Source organism: Marinicella marina (assembly GCF_030065545.1).
GTDB lineage: Bacteria > Pseudomonadota > Gammaproteobacteria > Xanthomonadales > Marinicellaceae > Marinicella > Marinicella marina.
Map to the genome: position 1 here is coordinate 333,619 of NZ_JASJNC010000003.1, position 19,605 is coordinate 353,223.

Annotated in this window: 20 protein-coding genes; 2 read left to right on the forward strand and 18 right to left on the reverse strand. The window is 44.0% G+C overall.

The annotated features are described in order from the left end of the window. Window positions 1-113: 113 nt before the first annotated feature. Window positions 114-2,864 (reverse strand): TonB-dependent receptor domain-containing protein, encoded by a 2,751-nt coding sequence (locus QNI24_RS06445; protein ID WP_267175293.1) that lies wholly within the window; start codon window positions 2,862-2,864, stop codon window positions 114-116. 270 nt (window positions 2,865-3,134) lie between these two features. Here QNI24_RS06445 and QNI24_RS06450 point away from each other — a divergent pair, with 270 nt between their 5' ends. After that, window positions 3,135-4,049, forward strand: a complete 915-nt coding sequence (locus QNI24_RS06450; protein WP_267175292.1) for a TolB-like translocation protein — start codon at window positions 3,135-3,137, stop codon at window positions 4,047-4,049. A 3-nt stretch (window positions 4,050-4,052) separates the two neighbouring features. Here QNI24_RS06450 and QNI24_RS06455 read toward each other — a convergent pair whose 3' ends face one another. The 4 genes from QNI24_RS06455 to QNI24_RS06470 all read right to left on the reverse strand — a co-directional run bounded on the left by QNI24_RS06455 (window position 4,053) and on the right by QNI24_RS06470 (window position 8,591). Continuing rightward, the gene (locus QNI24_RS06455; protein WP_267175291.1) at window positions 4,053-4,259 is read right to left on the reverse strand and encodes a hypothetical protein; all 207 of its coding nucleotides are present in this window, start codon (window positions 4,257-4,259) and stop codon (window positions 4,053-4,055) included. Window positions 4,260-4,385: 126 nt separating this feature from the next. After that, a complete protein-coding gene (locus QNI24_RS06460) occupies window positions 4,386-5,006 on the reverse strand; it encodes a class GN sortase (protein ID WP_267175290.1) in 621 nt (206 codons plus the stop codon). 43 nt (window positions 5,007-5,049) lie between these two features. Then, the gene (locus QNI24_RS06465) at window positions 5,050-7,140 is read right to left on the reverse strand and encodes a VIT domain-containing protein (protein WP_267175289.1); all 2,091 of its coding nucleotides are present in this window, start codon (window positions 7,138-7,140) and stop codon (window positions 5,050-5,052) included. Between the two features lie 158 nt (window positions 7,141-7,298). Next, window positions 7,299-8,591, reverse strand: a complete 1,293-nt coding sequence (locus tag QNI24_RS06470) for a hypothetical protein (protein ID WP_267175288.1) — start codon at window positions 8,589-8,591, stop codon at window positions 7,299-7,301. Between the two features lie 250 nt (window positions 8,592-8,841). On the opposite strand from QNI24_RS06470, the gene lysM reads away from it, so the two are divergent. Continuing rightward, on the forward strand, window positions 8,842-9,351 hold the full coding sequence (gene lysM / locus QNI24_RS06475; protein ID WP_267175287.1) for a peptidoglycan-binding protein LysM: 510 nt from the start codon (window positions 8,842-8,844) through the stop codon (window positions 9,349-9,351). Between the two features lie 55 nt (window positions 9,352-9,406). Here the strand turns inward: lysM and QNI24_RS06480 are convergent, their stop codons facing one another. The 13 genes from QNI24_RS06480 to coxB all read right to left on the reverse strand — a co-directional run bounded on the left by QNI24_RS06480 (window position 9,407) and on the right by coxB (window position 19,352). Then, window positions 9,407-9,853: a hypothetical protein gene (locus QNI24_RS06480; RefSeq protein ID WP_267175286.1), complete on the reverse strand. Its 447-nt coding sequence runs from the start codon at window positions 9,851-9,853 to the stop codon at window positions 9,407-9,409. Between the two features lie 48 nt (window positions 9,854-9,901). Next, window positions 9,902-10,636 carry a tRNA threonylcarbamoyladenosine dehydratase gene (locus QNI24_RS06485; RefSeq protein ID WP_267175285.1) on the reverse strand — a complete coding sequence of 245 codons (735 nt, stop codon included), beginning with the start codon at window positions 10,634-10,636 and terminating at the stop codon, window positions 9,902-9,904. Further along, window positions 10,633-11,397: a TatD family hydrolase gene (locus QNI24_RS06490; protein ID WP_283708582.1), complete on the reverse strand. Its 765-nt coding sequence runs from the start codon at window positions 11,395-11,397 to the stop codon at window positions 10,633-10,635. The genes QNI24_RS06485 and QNI24_RS06490 overlap by 4 nt, the downstream gene beginning before the upstream one ends. An 11-nt stretch (window positions 11,398-11,408) precedes the next feature. Further along, window positions 11,409-12,317 (reverse strand): heme o synthase, encoded by a 909-nt coding sequence (gene cyoE, locus QNI24_RS06495; protein ID WP_267175283.1) that lies wholly within the window; start codon window positions 12,315-12,317, stop codon window positions 11,409-11,411. A gap of 12 nt (window positions 12,318-12,329) precedes the next feature. After that, window positions 12,330-13,304, reverse strand: coding sequence for a COX15/CtaA family protein (locus QNI24_RS06500; protein ID WP_267175282.1), 975 nt, complete (start codon window positions 13,302-13,304; stop codon window positions 12,330-12,332). A 1-nt stretch (window position 13,305) separates the two neighbouring features. Further along, entirely contained in the window at window positions 13,306-13,872 is a 567-nt protein-coding gene (locus tag QNI24_RS06505) for a hypothetical protein (RefSeq protein ID WP_267175281.1), read from the reverse strand. 3 nt (window positions 13,873-13,875) lie between these two features. Then, the gene (locus tag QNI24_RS06510) at window positions 13,876-14,598 is read right to left on the reverse strand and encodes an SURF1 family protein (RefSeq protein WP_267175280.1); all 723 of its coding nucleotides are present in this window, start codon (window positions 14,596-14,598) and stop codon (window positions 13,876-13,878) included. Between the two features lie 10 nt (window positions 14,599-14,608). After that, complete coding sequence (locus QNI24_RS06515) at window positions 14,609-14,824, reverse strand: twin transmembrane helix small protein (protein WP_267175279.1); 216 nt, start codon at window positions 14,822-14,824, stop codon at window positions 14,609-14,611. Window positions 14,825-14,924: 100 nt separating this feature from the next. Continuing rightward, a complete protein-coding gene (locus tag QNI24_RS06520) occupies window positions 14,925-15,797 on the reverse strand; it encodes a cytochrome c oxidase subunit 3 (protein ID WP_267175278.1) in 873 nt (290 codons plus the stop codon). Between the two features lie 22 nt (window positions 15,798-15,819). Further along, entirely contained in the window at window positions 15,820-16,404 is a 585-nt protein-coding gene (locus QNI24_RS06525; protein ID WP_267175277.1) for a cytochrome c oxidase assembly protein, read from the reverse strand. Continuing rightward, entirely contained in the window at window positions 16,391-16,534 is a 144-nt protein-coding gene (locus QNI24_RS06530; protein WP_267175276.1) for a hypothetical protein, read from the reverse strand. Before QNI24_RS06530 ends, QNI24_RS06525 begins: the two co-directional genes overlap by 14 nt. Next, complete coding sequence (ctaD, locus tag QNI24_RS06535) at window positions 16,518-18,185, reverse strand: cytochrome c oxidase subunit I (protein ID WP_410174821.1); 1,668 nt, start codon at window positions 18,183-18,185, stop codon at window positions 16,518-16,520. The genes QNI24_RS06530 and ctaD overlap by 17 nt, the downstream gene beginning before the upstream one ends. A 12-nt stretch (window positions 18,186-18,197) precedes the next feature. Next, complete coding sequence (coxB, locus tag QNI24_RS06540; RefSeq protein WP_283708583.1) at window positions 18,198-19,352, reverse strand: cytochrome c oxidase subunit II; 1,155 nt, start codon at window positions 19,350-19,352, stop codon at window positions 18,198-18,200. Window positions 19,353-19,605 lie beyond the last annotated feature (253 nt).

Genomic DNA, 19,605 nt, shown 5'->3' on the forward strand with positions numbered 1-19,605 from the left:
CCCGGCCCCATTTGGTGGTGTTTTGACACCAATCCCCCGTTTATACAGATGCAATTTCAACAACAGGAGTTATTTACGGCTACTTATTTTGAATATTTTTGCAGCCGCGGTTATTAAAAACTGTGGGTGAATCTGGCATAAACCACCGCACCACGCGGATCATCTGTGCTTTTAAAATACCCCGCTTCCTCATTGGTGTTTGGATCAAAAACTGGGTCTTTATCGGTGCAGTTAATGCAACCCAACTGCAGTTTTTTATTATTACCAATTAACAGGGTGTAAGCCAAATCAAAAGTGGTGTGTGAAGGCGTATCTGCTGTACCCGTCAAACTGTTAACCTGAGTGGTGCGTAAACCCGAGCGGTAATTGGCCGTTGCATTCAAACTGTGAGCTCCCCATGCATATGACATTGAGAAGTTATTTCTTAATTGTGGAAAGTCACCCAGCACCACATTGCCGGTGCCATCAATGGGTGCACCCACTATTGGATTGTTGTTGGCATCCAATACCAATGGCGCAAAATCAAACTGGTCATAATAAGTACTGGTGTTTTTAAAACCCATCTCGCCAGGGCCTAACTCAAATTTATAAGCCATACTTAAATCAAAACCATTGACGGTTTGAAAAGCGCCGTTATTGAAAGACCTGTTTACTCGAGCGATAGGCGTGCCAAGACCTCCGGGTCTGATCACTTGGTTAGGATCATCTAATGCCAAGAGGGTATTTAAAGGCAGCTGAACGATGATGTTTTCATGATCAAAATTAAAGTAATCCAAAGAAACCACGAAATTCTTAAAAAATCTGGGTTCCCATACCACACCCACATTGTAGGACTCAGACTCTTCAGGGTTCAACAAGGGATTACCTGAGTTGTCTACTCGGGTTTGCCCGTTACCACAATCAGCTGGGGTCAAATCCACTGCATTACCATTAATCCCTGCTTGAGCACCCGTTGGGTCAGGGCACCTCACAGGATCAACCAAAGAAGGAAAACTACTGACTACGCCACCAAATAACTCAGGCAAAGAAGGTGCTCTGAATGATTCTCCAAAAGAAGCCCTCAAAGCCAGTTCAGGTATTGGTTGCCACTTGATACCTACCTTAGGCTTGGTGGTGGTTCCGAAATCAGAATAATCTTCATAGCGTGCTGCCAGTTGCAGGTCCAAAGTTTCATGCAAGGGAATCAAGGCCTCGGCATACAAAGAGGTGATGTCCCTGTCGCCAAAAGTGTCATTGGCGCGTCCTGTACCTACCAACCCACCTGAGTTGCGCAATGGATCGGATTCATTGGCGAAATACTGTTCGCGGAATTCAACCCCAACCGCCATGCTCACATCGCCAGCTGGCAGTTCAAACAAAGGGCCTGAAAAATTGGCTACTGCACTTTTTTCCCAACTCACGTTGCGATTTTCATAAGTGACTCTGGCAATACTCAGAATATTCTCATCATTGGGCTCAAAAGGGTTGTAGTAAAGCACTTCACCACTGCCACTGGGGTCAGCAAGACCCAAGAACAATTGTTGTAAAGCAACCCCATTGATGCCATTGCGGTTTTCCACCAAGACGTTGCTGCGGGTATAACCAAAACCCACATCATAATCCCAACTGGTGTCGAATAAATAACCTTTGGCACCGACATTGAAGCGGTAACCTTGTGAATTGATTTCACCGGTTCTGGGCCCGAAATCAACCGGACGATAGAGCAAACCCAAATCCTCACCACTGGTGTTGTATGGGTTTTCAGCTGGAAAATAAACCAATAAATTCGAAAATGGCAACAGTGAACGTGTGGCCTGTTGTTCTGGCGATAAAATACTCACTGTACTCGACCCAGCGACGTTATAAACACTGGTCCATGGGGCTGGCGCTGCGATGTTTACCGAACGGTTGTTGTTATAAGCAGCATCCACATACAGTTGGACGCTGTCATTGACATCATGAGTGAGGAACAATGATGTTGCAAAACGTTCACTGTCAGGATAAAAGTTAATGAAATCATTGTAGTTGAATGAACATGCGGTACCACCCAAAGCATTGATGACGGAGGTACAATTATCCGCGGCATCAACAGTGAAATTTTCAAACGAAATCAAAGTCGGTGGTGAACCAAATAAACTGCGTTGATCAACACCACCTTGGGCACGTTGATCGGCAGTTGCAGAAAAATCACGGTCGCGATAAAACAACGCCTCTCGATCTAAATAATTAAATGTGGTGGTGAATCTGGTTTTGTTGTTACCACCGCCAAAAATGGCATTGAAACTTTTTTGTGGAGAATCGCCTTCGGTATCCGTTTGATAACCTACTGTATATTCAGCACCTTCATAATCTTGGCGCAAAACCACATTCATGACACCAGCCACAGCATCTGCACCATACAAGGCTGATGCACCGTCTTTTAACAATTCAATGCGTTCGATTGCGGCCATTGGGATGGAGTTCAAATCAACAAAAGACTGGGTGATGTTCTGGGCTTGGCCATAACCAGCCACACGTCTGCCGTTGATCAGTACCAAAGTGGCATTCAGACCTAAGCCTCTGAAATTGATGCTGCTGGTACCGTTGGCAAACGAGTTATTGTTGTCATCACCGATGTTGGCTGAGGAAATGGTTAAGGTTCTGACGTAATCCTGAATGGTGTTATGACCAGAGAGCTCCAGCTCCTCACGGCTGATAGTGACCACCGGAGAGACCCCCTCTAAATCAGCCGTACTGATTCGTGAACCAATCACTTTCATGGTGGTTTGTTCATCTACATCCTCCGGCTCATTTTCAGTGTTTGGATTCTGGGCTTGAACATGAAATAACAAACCACAGCCTGCAAGTACCATGGCTATGTTGTGTGAAAGTTTATTTTTTGTCATAGGTTTCTCCTGTTTTTATTATTATGTTTTGTTTTACATACTAAACTTATCGTATGTACATTTATTATAGTACTAAGTACTTAGTAGTTGTCAATAAATATATATCTTTTGTTAAAATTTTGTTGGAATTCAAGCGACAAGCAAAACCATTTGCTGATTAAAAGCACATTATTAGTTCAACACTATTGAGGTGAATCATCACGTTCAATCCACCGCCAATACAGCACAATGAATATGAACTAATACAAACAATTGAGACCACAGGCACAAATGATTGAAACGACAAATAACCTCACCCAAAGAACGTCATACTTCAAGTCAGTGTGCCTGGTTTTGCTGTTAGTTTCTGCTGCAACGGCCTTAGCTGGCGCAGAGTTGGTGGCAGCAGATTTGATTTCTACTTCTCAAGGCGAACACTCGCCAACATTTGATGCCACTCGCAACGAACTGGTTTTCATGCGACGTACGCCGGGACAGTTTAACTACACCCTATATACATCTAAATTAATTGATGGTGCATGGACTGATCCCAAGGTATTACCCTTTTCCGGTACGTACCGAGATGGTGGTGCTTCCTTCTCACCTGACGGTGGCACTTTGTTATTTGACTCAAAAAGACCTGTTGTCGGACTACCAAAAAATTCAATTAATTTATGGCAAGTAAAAAGACTACAGCAAGGTTGGGGCAAACCTGAACCACTGGCTGTTTTATCAGCCAATGAGCCAAGTGAGTCAGTGGCTGGTCGAGATGAGTTTGGACCCATAATGACGCGTTCTGGCGAGGTGCTGTTTTATAGTTTCAGACAACCCAATCGCGCCGGTTCCCATTACCGAGGCAGACCAGGTGAAAAACCCACGGCACAAATTGATTTTCCCGATCCATCGCAAGCTACTTTTGTGGGGTATTTGACGTTGTCGGCAGATGGTCGCACTGCAGTGATTGAAGGTCGCAGTCAAACCGGCCGCGATACCGATTTGTATTATGCCTGTCAAACCAACGGCCAATGGAGTGAGGCAGAACCACTGACAGCCGCTAATTCTGCTGCTGGAGATGGCACACCTTACTTAAGCAGTGACAATCAATGGCTGTACTTTGCCAGTGACAGAATTGAAGCAAAAGGACCCTCAGGCGAACCGAATATTTATCGCATCAATACCCGTACGTTACCGATTCCATGTGAGTAAGGCCTAACTGCCGAGATCAAGCAGCAAGCCCACAGCCAGTTCTGCCCAAATATAGATGAATAGAACAATCAAAACCAACACAGAGGGCAGCCTGTGAGCAGGCTTGAGTGTTTGCCATAACAACACAGCTGCACTTCCAACAACAAATAACAACACGCCCATGGCAATGAAATCATTCAATTGCCAGTTGACTTCAGTGGTGAATTGCATAGCAGTAGCTGGGATCAAAAGCAAAAGTGCTGAGATTACAGCCACCCACAACAAAGTGTTAATGAGTGAGTTTGTTGGCTTGTTTTTGGATGGATTCATCATCATACTTTAACCGCTGTCTAATAATTATAACCTAATGGCTGTTATCTGATATCGCAGATTACCACCGGTCTGTAACGCGTCGAATGGGTAACAGGTGGTGAGCACCAATTCATCTTTTTGTTTGATGAGTACTTGCTCTTTGGATGAATCGACGACCTTTAAATCCGTCACGCGGTAAACGAAATTGCCCAAAGTGGTCTCAACATGGATTAATTCCTCCAACTCAACTTCTTTTAAAAAACTAAAATGTGAATCGTTATGAGCACTGATGATGGTGGAGAGTTGATCACCTGGCATGCCACCGGTTAATGTGCGAGCGGGCCCGAAGGCCATGTTACGACCCGTTGCTCCTTCAAGTACATAACTGGTTTTATCCAAATTTGGGAATGAAAGCTTGGCGACAGGGTGGGTGTCGGCCCAATCCCAAGGTTTATGTTGAGCACCGTCCTTTAATGTGGCTTGCCAAGCATCCGCAATCAAGTATTGTGCCAGTTGGGCTTTCGCCAGCAAGTAGACGGAGGAACCTACTTGCCAGCTGCCCACGGTTAATACAACAGCAATAATGAATTTAAGCCACATCCGACTCCTTGATGTGTGTTTGGTGGCTTTGGCTCCGAAAGCCAGTGATTGAGAGTTAGAAATCATTATTTGCTCCTGTATGTTTGCGTTCAGTCTTATATAACTTGATTCAACTAAAACGGCGCGCAAGCAGTGCAGCCGTGATCATCAACATGCCAACCAACAGGTTCCAGCGCCAGCCCAAAGAGCCGACTGGGAAGGGTGCTTGCTGTGCAGCCCTTGCTTCGGCCATGCGGCTGGCATCTGGATTTCTATCCACCGCCACCATGGCTGTGAACTCTGTGATTAAATGGTGTTTCAAAGCCAAATCAATGATAGCGTCTTTGAGTGATTCATAATCACCACCCAACATCAAATCATCCGTCATTTCTTCCACTTTGTTACGCGCCCACAATCTGGAAATGCCAGTGGTTCGATCGTCGTCATTGAGGGTGATTTGTTCAGACCAAGTGCTTTTTAGGCTGTCACCTGACGACAAACCACTGACCACGAAGCTCGGCGCTCCCAAACTTTTATTGACTGGGGTTTTACTGGTAATGATTAAAGGCTGGCCCATGTATAAATCTGAGATAACACTGGGGCTTTGCACCACATCTGCAGTGTTCCAGGTCACTTTTACGTCAGTCAAAGCTGGGTGCTGTAACTGCGCAAACAGCTGACTCATTGATTCATTGACTTGATTCAAAGCAGCGATGTGGGTGTAAGTACCACGTCCAAACATGGCTGCTTTACTCATGAAGTAATTATTCGGCGCGGGTCCAATGGCGACGGTAAACAAACGGGCATCACCGATGTCTTGCGCTATTTGATCAAATATTTGTGCTTCGTTGCCCACAGATCCATCTGTCATGAAGATGATTTGATTGAGGTAACCCGAAATGATGTTCTCCCGCTGCATCGCAATCTGTAAGGCCGGTGCCATATTGGTACCACCGTCTGATGAAAAACCATCAACAAAATCCAATGCCTTGGCGATGTTATCTGGCGTTGCTGGCATTGCACTTGAAAATAAAGCTTTGGCGGTTGAATCAAAATCAATGACATTAAAATAAGTCTCAGCATCCAGTTCAGACAATGCAAATAACAAGGCATCCTTGGCCTGATCTAAAGCCATACCATGCATGGAACCTGAGGTGTCCATGATGTAGGTCATGTTTCTGGGTTGGGTGGTTTTCTCAACTTGCTTGGGTGGCATCACCATCAACAGTGAGTACTCAAAACCTCCTTTCTGTTCAGAAAAATATGCGGCAGTAGGGGTTTGTTCAAGGCTCGGATGCCAGCGCAACACAAAATCATTGCGGTCATACAGTTGTTGATCTTTGAGGTTAATTTGGTGTGTGCTGAAATTCTGCTTGATGGCCACATTGTGATTTAAGGAACGCACTTCATCCAGTTCAAACCCAGCATCTAAATTCACATCAATGCTACGATACATCGCATCCTGCACACCGTAAGTTTGGGGTAATGCTGCATTGTAGCTATCGGGAACATAGCGCTGCTTGATGGCCATAGGCAGCCTGAGTTCATAAAAGTTCTGCTCATACTTCAGACTCATTTGGTAAGTGATTTCAACACTGATGGCTTCTTTGGGGCCGATGTTGGCAATATCAGCGGTAAAAATATTGGGGCGGTACTGCTTGACCATGGTGGCAGTTAAACCATCGGCTTTGGCTTGTTCATAAATATATTCAGCCTGCTTTTTTTCATGTATCTCGCCCTCAATCACCCGTTCACCCAGTGTCATTTTTAATTCATAAACAGCTGATTTATCTGCCATTGGAAAAGCATAGACGCCCTCAGTGATCCAGTCATCTTTATCATTAAGGAAGGTTTGTTTGAGTTTAATGGTTGCCAGTAAACCAAAGACATCCACATCATATTCAGTCTGTACCAGTTGCAGTGAATGGTATTCACCGGTGTTTTGATTGAACTGCATCATCATGCCGCTGGTGATGTCATCGAAATTGACCGACTGCGCTTCCTGAGGTGATTGTGCGTAGGCGTTGACTTGGTATAAGGTGGTGTAAAACATGGCCAATGAAAAAATCACCACATCTTTCCAGTTTAGACCCAGCTTATGGTACTTTTTTTGCTTCGACTGTTGCGTGGTTTTACCATTGTTTTTGTTGGCCAATTGTTCAAGTTGGCAGCGTATCGAATTTCTTTTTGGATTTGTATTGGGTACTTCTTTGACGCTCATGGTGGTCCTCAAATATTTAACTTGAGACCATTAAATCAAGCCCCCATGACAAAGGCGTGGTCTAAATATGTTGTTTTCTGCTGAAATGTGGCAAATTTATGACAAGATCAAAAAAACCGGTACTGAGACCGGCTTTTTTATTGCTGTGTCGATTATGATCAGAATGATGGACACAAAGGTGGTTGAGGGGTGCCCTCAAAACCATTGGCAAAAATAAACTCATCTTCAAAGCCATTTCTAAAAATCAAATCATTGATACCAGCCAAAGCATTGATTCCACGGCGAGGCAGTGCAAAAGGCAGACTGCTGCCATCACCAAAAGGAAACGCGTCAATATTATCAGTTAAAGTCGTAATTACCCCGGTGTTAACATCTATCCATCGACCGGTATTTTCATCGGCAAATACCGCCACCAATTTATTTTGTTCACTGAACATCAAACTGGTCAAAACACCGGTGCTACTGCCTGCATCAGCAAAATTGGTACAGCTGGCTTGCATGGTGGTGCTGTCCACCTCAATCAGGACATCGGTGGTATCGAATGAAGTTGAGTCCAATGCATAGTAGTTACCGTTGGTTGGACTGACAGCAAAATCTTGAATGCCATAGTCTAATACTGCAGTCGAGGCCAAACAACTTTCTAAGGCCATGTTTTGATCACCAAGGGCAATATAATCGGCAACCACACATTCCGAAAAAGTATTGGTACGGTCACGGAATTGATTCATCACGGCAGCACAAACCGCATCGGTGGTTGTATCGGCTTCCGACCAAACCGCTGGAATCACACCACCAGCAGCCGCTGTCAAAGCAGCTGCTCCTACCTGCCCAATCATGATGCGAGGCGTTTGATAGAGTACTTCCCCCGTACCTGCCATCACATCAGCACTGGATGAATAATTGGTTTTGTAACCCAATAAATACAAATTCCCAGTGGCATCGAATGAAGCAGCTGTGTGGACAGTGGGAATCACCTGCTCGGTTTGTGCCGGTAGCACCGCGTCTTCAGGTGCCGTGTCAATTTGACCTATTCTTTCATAACCACCATCATTGCCTATGCGGTACACATCCACAGGATCGGCCTTCATCATGTCGCCTGGTTCACCAGGTGATGGGAATGGAAAAACATCGAACTGGATGTGAGCACCAATACCTAAGGCATCTGTTGGCATCATGCCATACAAAAAGTTATCCACTGGACTCAGTCCCAGACCATCAATCGGGTTTTGTAATGCACCGCAAGAGCCTGTATCCAATACATCAATCAACACTTGGTTCGACATGTTGGTACATTGACGATAGAGGCTGTTTTGACCCAATGCGTCATATGTGATGGTGAATGCTTGGTTTTCAACATCTTGGAATGAGGTACTGGCATTGGGTGAACAAACTGGACCACCGGCAGATACACCGGCAGAGAACAACACAGAAAGACACAGTAATTTTTTCATAAATCCCCTATAAAAAGTTTCACACGATGATTAGATTATCATCATTTTATAATTTGAATGGTATAAAACCAAAGAAATCATCGGATTCAATGGCAGATCAACAACGATATCAAACATAAGTTTATGTATTGTGCGATGAGTGACAATTATTTTCATGTAACAGAATGTTAAAACCACTGACATCGGTTTGATTTTATTGAAATTCGTTGATAAGCTTTATACATTAAAACAAACATAAGAGGATATAAATATGGGATTTTTTGATTTTTTAGCTGATGCAGGATCCAAAGTATTTGGCAAGGACGATCCAGAGCCACAAGTCACTTTACCTGTGATTAAACACATTGAAAACAGCGGTGTGGATGTGGCCAATTTAAAAACCAAGTTCGCTGCGGGGGTTGTGACTTTATCAGGTTACGTACCGAATCAAGAACAAAAAGAAAAAGCCGTTTTAACAGCAGGAAACATCGCCGGTGTTTCTCGGGTTCAAGACAACTTGATTTTAGGTACGCCACCTGCTGATGCAGCCGAAGCTGAAAAAGCCGAAGCCGAAGTGGCCGCTGCTGAGGCTGACAAAGCCGGCGAAGAAGCCTGGGAATCCAGAACTTATACCGTTCAATCAGGTGATACTTTGGGTAAGATAGCCAAGGAATTTTATGGCAATGCCATGGAATACCCAAAAATATTTGAGGCCAACAAACCGATGTTATCCGATCCAGATAAAATTTACCCGGGTCAAGTATTGAGAATTCCTGAGTAAATAAATAATATATTTTAAGGGTGTGGAATGGCCACTTGGTTAAACAATCAAGTGGCTATTTTTTTGCCCGTTTGGTCATATCAAATTGAACCTCTAGGGTTGGTCCAACTGCATGACAACTTGGCTCTTTAATCTCAACAAGTATATCCTTAAAAACGCTGATTTCATCAAATCGCCTCACTGTTACTTGGTAAATGCCCGGATTTCCAGACATAACCGAAACAGGCAAACTGATCAAATCATTCCTATCAAAACTTTGATAAATCTCATTTGGGCAATGTTTATATCTACCAGGTAGTTTCTCGTTTCTATAATCTTTTCCCAGTATTAAAACATGGATATTTTCACAATCAAAAGGAACTGGATTACCTTGACTGTCAATTTGTTGAATTGCCAAACCATTTCTTGCATCAGCCGTGCATAAAAGCTTATCTAAAGACAATTCTTGTGCATTTGATAAATATGTCAAAAGTAGCAAAGCAAACAAAGTAGTGATTTTCATGATTCTAATCTTTAAAACTAAATTTAAGACTAAAAATTCGACAACTTATTAACTGATTAGTTTCTTAATCACCACATCAGCCGCCCTAACACCAAAACTGCTGATTACCATCGGACTGGTGCCATAGCCGGAATCACAATCCAGTTTAAAGGACTGTTGCTCGTCGACATCACAAAAAGGCAAAATCATTTGCTGGTCTGAGAAGACCGCTTGGATGTTGAATTTCTTTTTGTTCTTAAAACCATGGTGTTTACGCAATTCATAGCGAACTTTCTTAAGTAAGCGATCTCCGCTGGTTTTAGCCAAATCAGCCGTCTGAATGCGAGCTGGATTAGTTTTACCACCAGCACCACCGCAGGTGATAATGGGTATGTTTCTTTGCACACATTGCGCTAACAACAGCACTTTGTGCTTGATTGAGTCAATGGCATCAATTAAAAAATCATATTCAATTAACATCTCATCAGCCTGTCCGGCCATAAAAAAAGCCTCATGACAGTTAACCTGACACTCCGGGTTGATGTCATTGATGCGCTTTGCCATGACTTGTACTTTTGATTTACCCACTGTGCTGTCTAAGGCATGAATTTGGCGATTGATGTTAGTCACACAGAGTTCATCGGCATCTATCAAGGTAATTTGTCCCACCCCGCTGCGGGCCAACATTTCAGCTGCCCAACAGCCCACGCCACCCACACCGACTATGGCGACATGAGATTGTTGTAATTGGGCAAACTGAGTATCACCGAATAATCGTTCTATGCCACCAAATCGGTCCTTCATAGCTTGAATAAATGGTTGGCGTTGGCAGTGGTTTGTGCCGCCAAAAAATCTGGCTCAACGCCTTTGATGGCTGCTATTTCCAAGTTGACGCGTAAAAGATCAATCGGTAAATTGCGTTTACCAGCACGGTCATAAAAAGGCTGGTCGGGTGCATCTGTTTCCAACATCATTAATTCAACCGGCACTGATTTTATCAATTGTTGGAGTTTGTTGGCTTTGGGGTTACAGACGGCTGGACCAAAGCCCAAATATATGCCCTTTTCAGTGATTTGTTGGGCCTGTTCAACCGAGCCATTGAAACTGTGCATCACGGCTTTGAAGTAATCGTGCTTTTTCAAAGTTTTAAAGACGTCATCAACCGCTCCCCTGACATGTAAAACCAAAGGTAAATCAAAATGCTTGGCCAAAATCACTTGTGCCTCAAAAACTTTCTGTTGTTTGTCACGGTCTAAGTTTTTTAAATAATAATCCAAACCACATTCACCCACGCCCACCGCACCAGAACCTTGTAATGATTTTGCCAGAAATTCCAAACCAGTGGCGGTATGTTCATCGATGTAATAGGGATGTAAGCCCAAGGTGTAAGAGACAGTTGGGTGATCTTCAGCCACTTTCAACACGGCTGGAAAACGATTGACGCTCACGGCTGGCACAATGAAACGACCGACACCCGATAACTGTGCCATTTTGATTAATTCCTGGCGATCAAAATCGAAGCGTTGGTCATCAAGATGGATGTGTGAATCGACTAGTACACTCAATTGAACGGTACTCAAATAATAGGATCAACAAACATGCGCGGCATCACATCACCCCAGTGCACATAGTGATCAATAAGCAAGAAAGCAAACAGCAACATCAAGTACCAGATGGAGTATTTAAAAGTTTCCCAAGCCAACAAGGGCGATTGGGTTTTCTTTAACTGCAAAGTCATCCACAAGAACTTACCACCTAACAACAAGGCGGCGATGAAGTATATCAGACCACTCATACCGGTCAAAAAAGGAAAGATGGTGACAATGATTAATATGATGGTGTAGAGAATGATGTGAAGTTGGGTGAACTCAACACCATGGGTTACGGGTAACATTGGGATGTCTGCTTTGGCATAGTCTTCTTTGCGATAAATCGCCAATGCCCAGAAATGCGGCGGGGTCCAAGCAAAAATGATACCAAATAAAATCAAAGCATCTGCCGTGACATGACCAGTCATGGTAGTCCAGCCCAAAACCGGCGGTGTTGCACCTGCTGCACCACCAATCACAATGTTCTGTGGCGTGGCACGTTTTAAATAAAAAGTATAGATAAAAGCATAACCAATCAATGATAAGAAGGTCAGTACTGCGGTCAACACATTGACAAAATAAACCAAAACACCCATACCTATCAGCGTCAAGAGACCGGCAAACAAAAGCACCTTGGTGGCACTCAACTCACCGCTGGGCAGTGGGCGGTGCTGGGTACGTAGCATAATGGCATCGGCTTTTTGGTCTGCCCAGTGATTGATCGCGGCGGCGGCTCCAGAAGACAGGCCAATGCCTACCATGCCCCAGAAAATCAAGATCCATTCCGAGGTGGGAAAATTACGCATGGATAAGAACATGCCCACCAAAGCGGTGAATAAAATCAACAACACCACTTTGGGTTTGGTTAGTTCTAAATATTGTTTGAATTGACTCATGCGTAATTAATCTTATTCAGTTTTTCGGGTTTTATACAACAACATCACCATATTTGCCATCAACAAAGCAGCCACGCCATTGTGTAATGTAGCCACCAACAATGGCAACGAATAGGTGACATTAATGATGCCTAGGGTAATTTGAATCACCAATAAAAGCAATAAACTCAAGCCCAAAGGCATCAATTCACGGTTTCTGGTGAGCTTAAATATCAGCCAAGCAAAGTACAAAGTGACCACCACAGCACCGATGCGGTGCATCATTTGTATGGCCATACGCGCCGGTCCATCTTTGACTCCAAATTCATAATCTGGCCCATATTTTTTAAAGATGTCCAAGGCTTGTACAAAATCCATCTCAGGCCACCACACGCCATTACATTGTGGGAAACCAACGCAAGCCAAAGCAGCATAGTTGGCACTGGTCCAGCCACCCAAAGCAATCTGCAACATCAATAACCCAGTTCCAACCACAACCATCCACTGCTTAACATGTCCGGCATAACGATAGGGCGTCATTGATGGGGTCCTGGAACAGGCCAGCCACACCAATAAGGACAACACGGTTAAGCCACCAATCAGGTGGCTCATGACAATACTGGGATGCAGTTTCCAAGTCACTGTCCACATACCCAACATGCCTTGGAATATCACCACCAGTAAGATGATAGAAGGTAAGGTATATGATTCCAAATGGCGACGTCGGTAAGCCCACACCACCAGCGCTATGGCAACCATACCCAGAATGGTGGCCAAATAACGGTGTACCATTTCACGCCATGCTTTACCCACTTCAACTGCTCTCTCAGTGAAAGTGGCATTGGCTTTTTCGATCTCATGCGCCTCATTGGGCCACGCCAAATGACCATAACAACCTGGCCAATCAGGACAACCCAAACCAGCATCTGATAATCGGACATAGCCACCAAGGATGATGACACACAGGGTCAAGCCGGCTGCAAACCAGGCCAAATGTCTATATTTCATGTTATTCTCCTTTACGTTTTACGAGTAAAGACAAATCACGAATGATTTGTGTTGATGTGTTTTCAGGCGTGAACGCCATCATAAGAAATCCTTCAGGTGCAACCACATACAAACCTTCACCTTGTTTCAGTGAAACATCAGAAAGCTGATCAAATACGGCTTGAATGGCTGCATTGTCTTCAATGGATACCTTTTTGACGTGCACATAGGGATCTTGCATATCGGCACTGAACGCATCAGCAATCAATAACAAGTTCAATTTCTCTGCACGGTGCCCCAGACTCAATCGATAACGGTGTAATTCATCTTCCAGTTCAATACATTGTTCTGCACAGGTACCTGGCACTCGCCTGATCAAAGTCCAATTGCCATCCAGTGCTTTGACCCAGTCTTTGTCGGTATAATCAGCCAATTTAACCAATGGCGAAACAAAGTGACCGTTGTTCTTTTTATTCTCTGGTTGAAAACTGATCAAACCAGAACTGAGCACGTATGCAACGACCACAGGTGCAGTAAAAAAAAGTATGGTCAATACGATGGTTAATCTATTTTTGGTTTTTGTCTGCATAATTTATTCTTCAGTTGAAGCGTTGAAATAAGTTTTTTTAAGAAATACCCCGTAGGCAAAACATAACACCAATGACATGGTGAACCACTGGGCTGCATAGCCTTGGTGTTTGGCTACGGTCATTCTAGGTAGCTGCCAATTTCGCTCAAACCCATGCGCCATACCAGGATCTAATTTTAACACTTGAGGCAAAATAACACATGCACCGCCGTTGGGCAGAGGGCAGTGTCGTGCAGTGATCAGTTGATTGATTTTTTCCACTGGCATATAAGTCAGGTTCTGTCGTGCTTGTAATTGTACTGATTGTTCACCCAACTGAATCCCAGGACGTGGCCAATCTGCCACCAGTGCTGTGATTTCTTGTGTGTCCCTTGTCACATCCAAGGGCTGTATATCATTATCAGTCCAGCCACGATTGACCAATATGATTTGGTTGTTAATGGTTTTGAATACAGTGAATATGAAATGACCCACTTGACCATCCATGATTTGATTGTCTAATATCAGGTGTGTATCAAGGTATTCACCAGTGGTGCGGATGCGATTAAAAGCAACCAGCTGCTGCCATTGCTTTTGGGTCTGTGGCATTTGGAACTGTTCATCAGCCAACCGTTCATTGATGGATTCTTTTTGTGCTGCCCGATCAAGCTGCCAAAAACCGGCCCACAGCATAACCGACAAAACGGCCAGCCACAGGGCAGTGAAAATCCAAGGAAAACGTTTCATTAAATTAGGCTTAATTGGGTTGCAAAAATGATGGTCTGTTGGGTTCAATCCATCCCATATAGGCAGCGAAAATGATGAACAAAAACAACAAAACACTGACCGCCACGCGAACCGTCAAAAACCTGACTGTATTTTGACTTTGTCCTTTGCCTTTTACCAAGTAAAACATGGCCGAGCCCAAGCTAAATACAATGAATAAAAAGATAACAATAATAAGGTATTTCATAAGTTTGTGGGTATTAATTTGATACCCGATATTTTAATTGATTCAACGTAAAAAGCCCATCAAAGATGGGCTTTTTCGTGTCTCTATATCATTACTTTTTTTACAAAATATAGACAAATATAAACAAGCCTAACCAGACCACATCCACAAAGTGCCAATACCATGCTACCGCCTCAAAACCAAAGTGACTTTCAGGTCTGAAATGGCCTTTTATGACACGTATGGTAATGATAGCAATCATGATCGCACCCAAAGTCACATGCAGACCGTGGAACCCTGTAAGCATGAAGAAGGTAGAGCCATAAATGCCGGATGACAATTTGAGATTAAAATCACGGTAAGCCAAAACATATTCTTCGGCTTGGAAGAAGATGAAAACAGCGCCCAGTAATACCGTTGCAATCAACCAAATGATGGTTTGTTTGCGATTATTAGCCCGCAATGCATGGTGAGCAATGGTGATGGTAACCGAACTGGCTAACAACAATAAGGTGTTAACCAAAGGCAAGTGGTATGGATCAATGATTTCAAAACGGCCATTTAAGTCAGCAGGGCCATTGGTTGGCCAAACGCCTTCATAGCCGCTCCACAGCGTTTCATTGGTAGCCAGACCGATACCCTCACCACCCAACCAAGGCACAGAGAAAGTCCGGGCATAAAACAAAGCACCAAAGAAGGCAGCAAAGAACATCACTTCAGAGAAAATAAACCAAATCATCCCCATACGGAACGAAGTATCAACTTGGGTACTGTAAAGCTTTTCCTCACTTTCTTTGATGACATCACCAAACCAACCGAACATCATCCACAAAATGATACCGATACCAACAAACATCAACCACGGGGTGATTGAAGTTTGGCTGTTCAATGCTTGGATGGCGCCCATGAAAGTGACGAATAAACCAATTGAACCGACAATCGGCCATTTGGCTAGGTGAGGTACGTAATATTGATCGTTACTTGCTTCTGACATGATAGTTAAGCCTCTTTAAATATTATATTTTTTCGTGCGCCTCAGCGGCAGCTGCTTGCTGTGCTGCTGTCAGGCGACTTTTATTAAAAAAAGTATATGACAAAGTCAATACATTGATGTCTTTGGGAATATCTGGACTGACAATAAAAGTAACGGGCATGTTTTTCTCTTCGCCCGATGTCAATAACTGTTCAGTGAAACAAAAACACTCTGTTTTGCTGAAGTAAATAGAAGCTTCATTCGGCGCCACACTAGGCACCGCTTGGCCGGTCACATCGATTTGAGCAATGTTCTTGGCAATGTATTCTGTTGAATACAGTTTACCAGGCACCACTTCCATGGAAAAAACCTGAGGTTTAAGTGACCAAGGCAGGTCACTGTTCACAGTGCCGTCAAATTGGACGGTCACGGTGTGATCGATGGCTTGTTCTTTGACTTCAGAAGTGGCCAACACACCGGTTTTACCGTTCAAACCAGTGATGTCACAAATGATGTCATACAAAGGTACCAAGGCAAAGCCAAAACCCACCATCAACAGTGAGCCTGCAATACCCAGCTTCAATACTTTTCTATTGTCTTTCTGTCTGTTTTGTTTATTTTGTTGCATGGTCAAATACTACATAAACGGAGTAAGCAAAAACAGCCAAAGCCACCACTGCCAGAATAACTGCTGTTTTTCTGGCAGCTTTGCGGTTGGCTGCAACCTGTTCTTCAGTTTGTTTATTTTTGTTTGTCATCTTTCTCATCGATGTCACTGAGAATTGAGAATTTCTCACCATTGGCCAGCTTAGACAAATCAACTGGGCCAAACTCCGAGAAAGTATGGTGTGGCGCTGGCGACGGAACTGTCCACTCCAGGCCTTTGGCACCTTCCCAAACTTGTGCAGTGGCTTTCTCACCACCCCTGACAGTTTTCCAAACGATGTAAACAAACAACACTTGCGCCAAGCCAAAAGCGAAACCACCGATAGATGACATCATATTGAACTCAGCAAACTGTGTTGAATAATCTGGAATACGACGTGGCATACCAGCCAAACCTAAGAAATGTTGTGGGAAGAACAGCACATTAACTGAGATGGTTGACCACCAGAAATGAATTTTACCCAATCTTTCGTTGTACATGTGACCAGACCATTTTGGCAGCCAGTAATAAGCACCTGCAATGATGGCATAAACCGCACCAGTTACCAGCACGTAATGGAAGTGCGCCACAATGAAATAAGTATCGTGGTACTGCAAATCAACTGGCGCCAAGGCCATCATGACCCCAGAGAAACCACCAATGGTGAACAGCACAACAAATGCCAATGAGAACAGCATCGGCGTCTCAAAAGTCATCGAGCCACGCCACATGGTACCTACCCAGTTAAATATCTTAACGCCGGTTGGAACCGCAATCATCATGGTGGCATACATGAAGTACAGTGAACCACCCAGCGGCATCCCCACTGAGAACATGTGGTGCGCCCATACGATGAATGACAAGAAAGCAATTGCAGCTGTGGCATATACCATTGATACGTAACCGAACAATGGCTTGCGAGCAAAAGTAGGTATGATCTCAGAAATGATACCAAATGCCGGTAAAATCATGATGTAAACCTCAGGGTGTCCAAAGAACCAGAAAATATGCTGGAACAACACCGGATCACCACCACCAGCAGCATTAAAGAAACTGGTATCGAAATAACGATCGGTCAGAATCATGGTTACTGCACCGGCCAAAACTGGCATCACAGCAATCAACAAGAAAGCAGTGATTAACCAAGTCCAAACGAACAAAGGCATATTCAAATAACCCAAATTAGGTGCACGCATGTTCATGATGGTTGCGATTACATTGATGGCGCCCATGATGGATGAGATACCCATCATATGTACTGCGAATACCAAAAAGCCTACGTTGTGTCCGCCTTGGAGCACCAAGGGTGGGTACATGGTCCAACCACCAGCCGGCGCACCGCCTGGCATGAACAAGGTAGCCAACAGCATAGTGAATGCAAAAGGCAGGATCCAGAAAGACCAGTTGTTCATTCTGGGTAAAGCCATATCTGGTGCACCAATCATCATTGGTATCATCCAGTTTGCCAAACCAACAAAGGCCGGCATAACGGCACCAAAAATCATCACCAAAGCATGCATGGTGGTCATTTGGTTAAAGAAAGCAGGTTCTACAAATTGTAAGCCTGGTTGGAATAACTCCAAGCGGATGATCATTGCCATCGCACCACCGACCATAAACATAGCCAATGCAAAAACCAAATACAAAGTACCGATGTCTTTGTGGTTGGTGGTCATCAACCAACGCTTAACAAAACCTTTTGGTTTGTGGTCGTGATCGTGGTGATCGTGAGCTACTTCATCATGTGTGATATCTTGACTCATAGTATTCCTCTGTTATTGTTTCATGCTTTTGACGGTGGCTGGTTGAACTACATCACCAGCTGTGTTGCCAAAAGAATTTCGTGTGTAAGTGATGGCCGCAGCAATGTCTGTTTCCGACAATATGTTGCCGAATGCTTGCATGGCCGTGCCAGGCTTGCCATTTAAAATCAGGTCGATTTGCGCAGCAGGATCACCGTTGACTAAGGCACTACCAGCCAGCGCCGGGAATGCCGGAGGCATACCTGCACCTGTTGCTTGGTGACATGCAGCACATTGCGTGTTGTAAACTTCTTCACCTTTGGCCATCAATTGATCTTTGGTCCATTCAGTATCAACCATCTGTGCTTCAACTTCTTGCTCACCTTTTTGATCAGCAACCCATTTGGCATAATCTTCTTTACTGACTGCTTCAACCACAATCGGCATAAAACCGTGGTCTTTACCACACAGCTCTGCACATTGTCCGCGATAAGTGCCCGGAGTTTGCACGTTGGTCCAAGCCTCATTGACAAAACCAGGAATGGCGTCGCGCTTCCAACCGAAATCAGGTACCCACCAAGCGTGAATCACATCATCAGCAGTCAACAAAAATCTGATATTGGTATCAACTGGAATCACCAATGGGTTATCCACTTCTAACAAATAATTTTCAATGGTGGTCACATCCACGCCAGAACCTTTCTGACGAGCCAAATCATGATCACGATCCAGTGAACTGATGAAGCTGATGCCCTCGTCCATATAATCATATTTCCACTTCCACTGGTAACCTGTCACTTTGATGGTCATATCCATGGCTAATCTTTTGCCGTCATCAGTGGTGGGGTTCTCCATTTTTATCAAGGCTTTGGTCGCTGGCACTGCGATTACCACCAAAATCAAGATGGGGATCACTGTCCAGATGACTTCAGCAGTTAGGCTGTGGTCGAATTGATCTGCTTTTGCTCCTTTCGATCTGCGGTGAGCAAAAATTGAAAAAATCATGGCACCAAATACAATGATTCCTATGACTATACAAATCCACAATGTAAACGTGTGCAAGCCAAAAGCGGTTTCACTGAACTCGGTAACGCCTTTTCTTAAGTTCATCCCATATTCAGCTGCTGACAGGGTTGAGACCAATAGGCCGCCCAACAACATCATGAATTTTAATTGCATTTTTTTCATAAAATAATACCCTAATGAATTTTGAAAACCTAACCTAATGAACGTGTGGTTATGATTACTCGGTTTGGTTGATGGCCACACACACCAACAAACATTGCTTTGTCACTTGATAAATTGTCAGTCACATATACAGATTTGACTGTTTTATTATCATCACAATCAACGCGACTATTTGTCGCACAGGTTATGGGCGGCAATTCTACCATCCCCGCGACAAAATATCCGCAAACAATATTATTTTTTTGTTAACTTT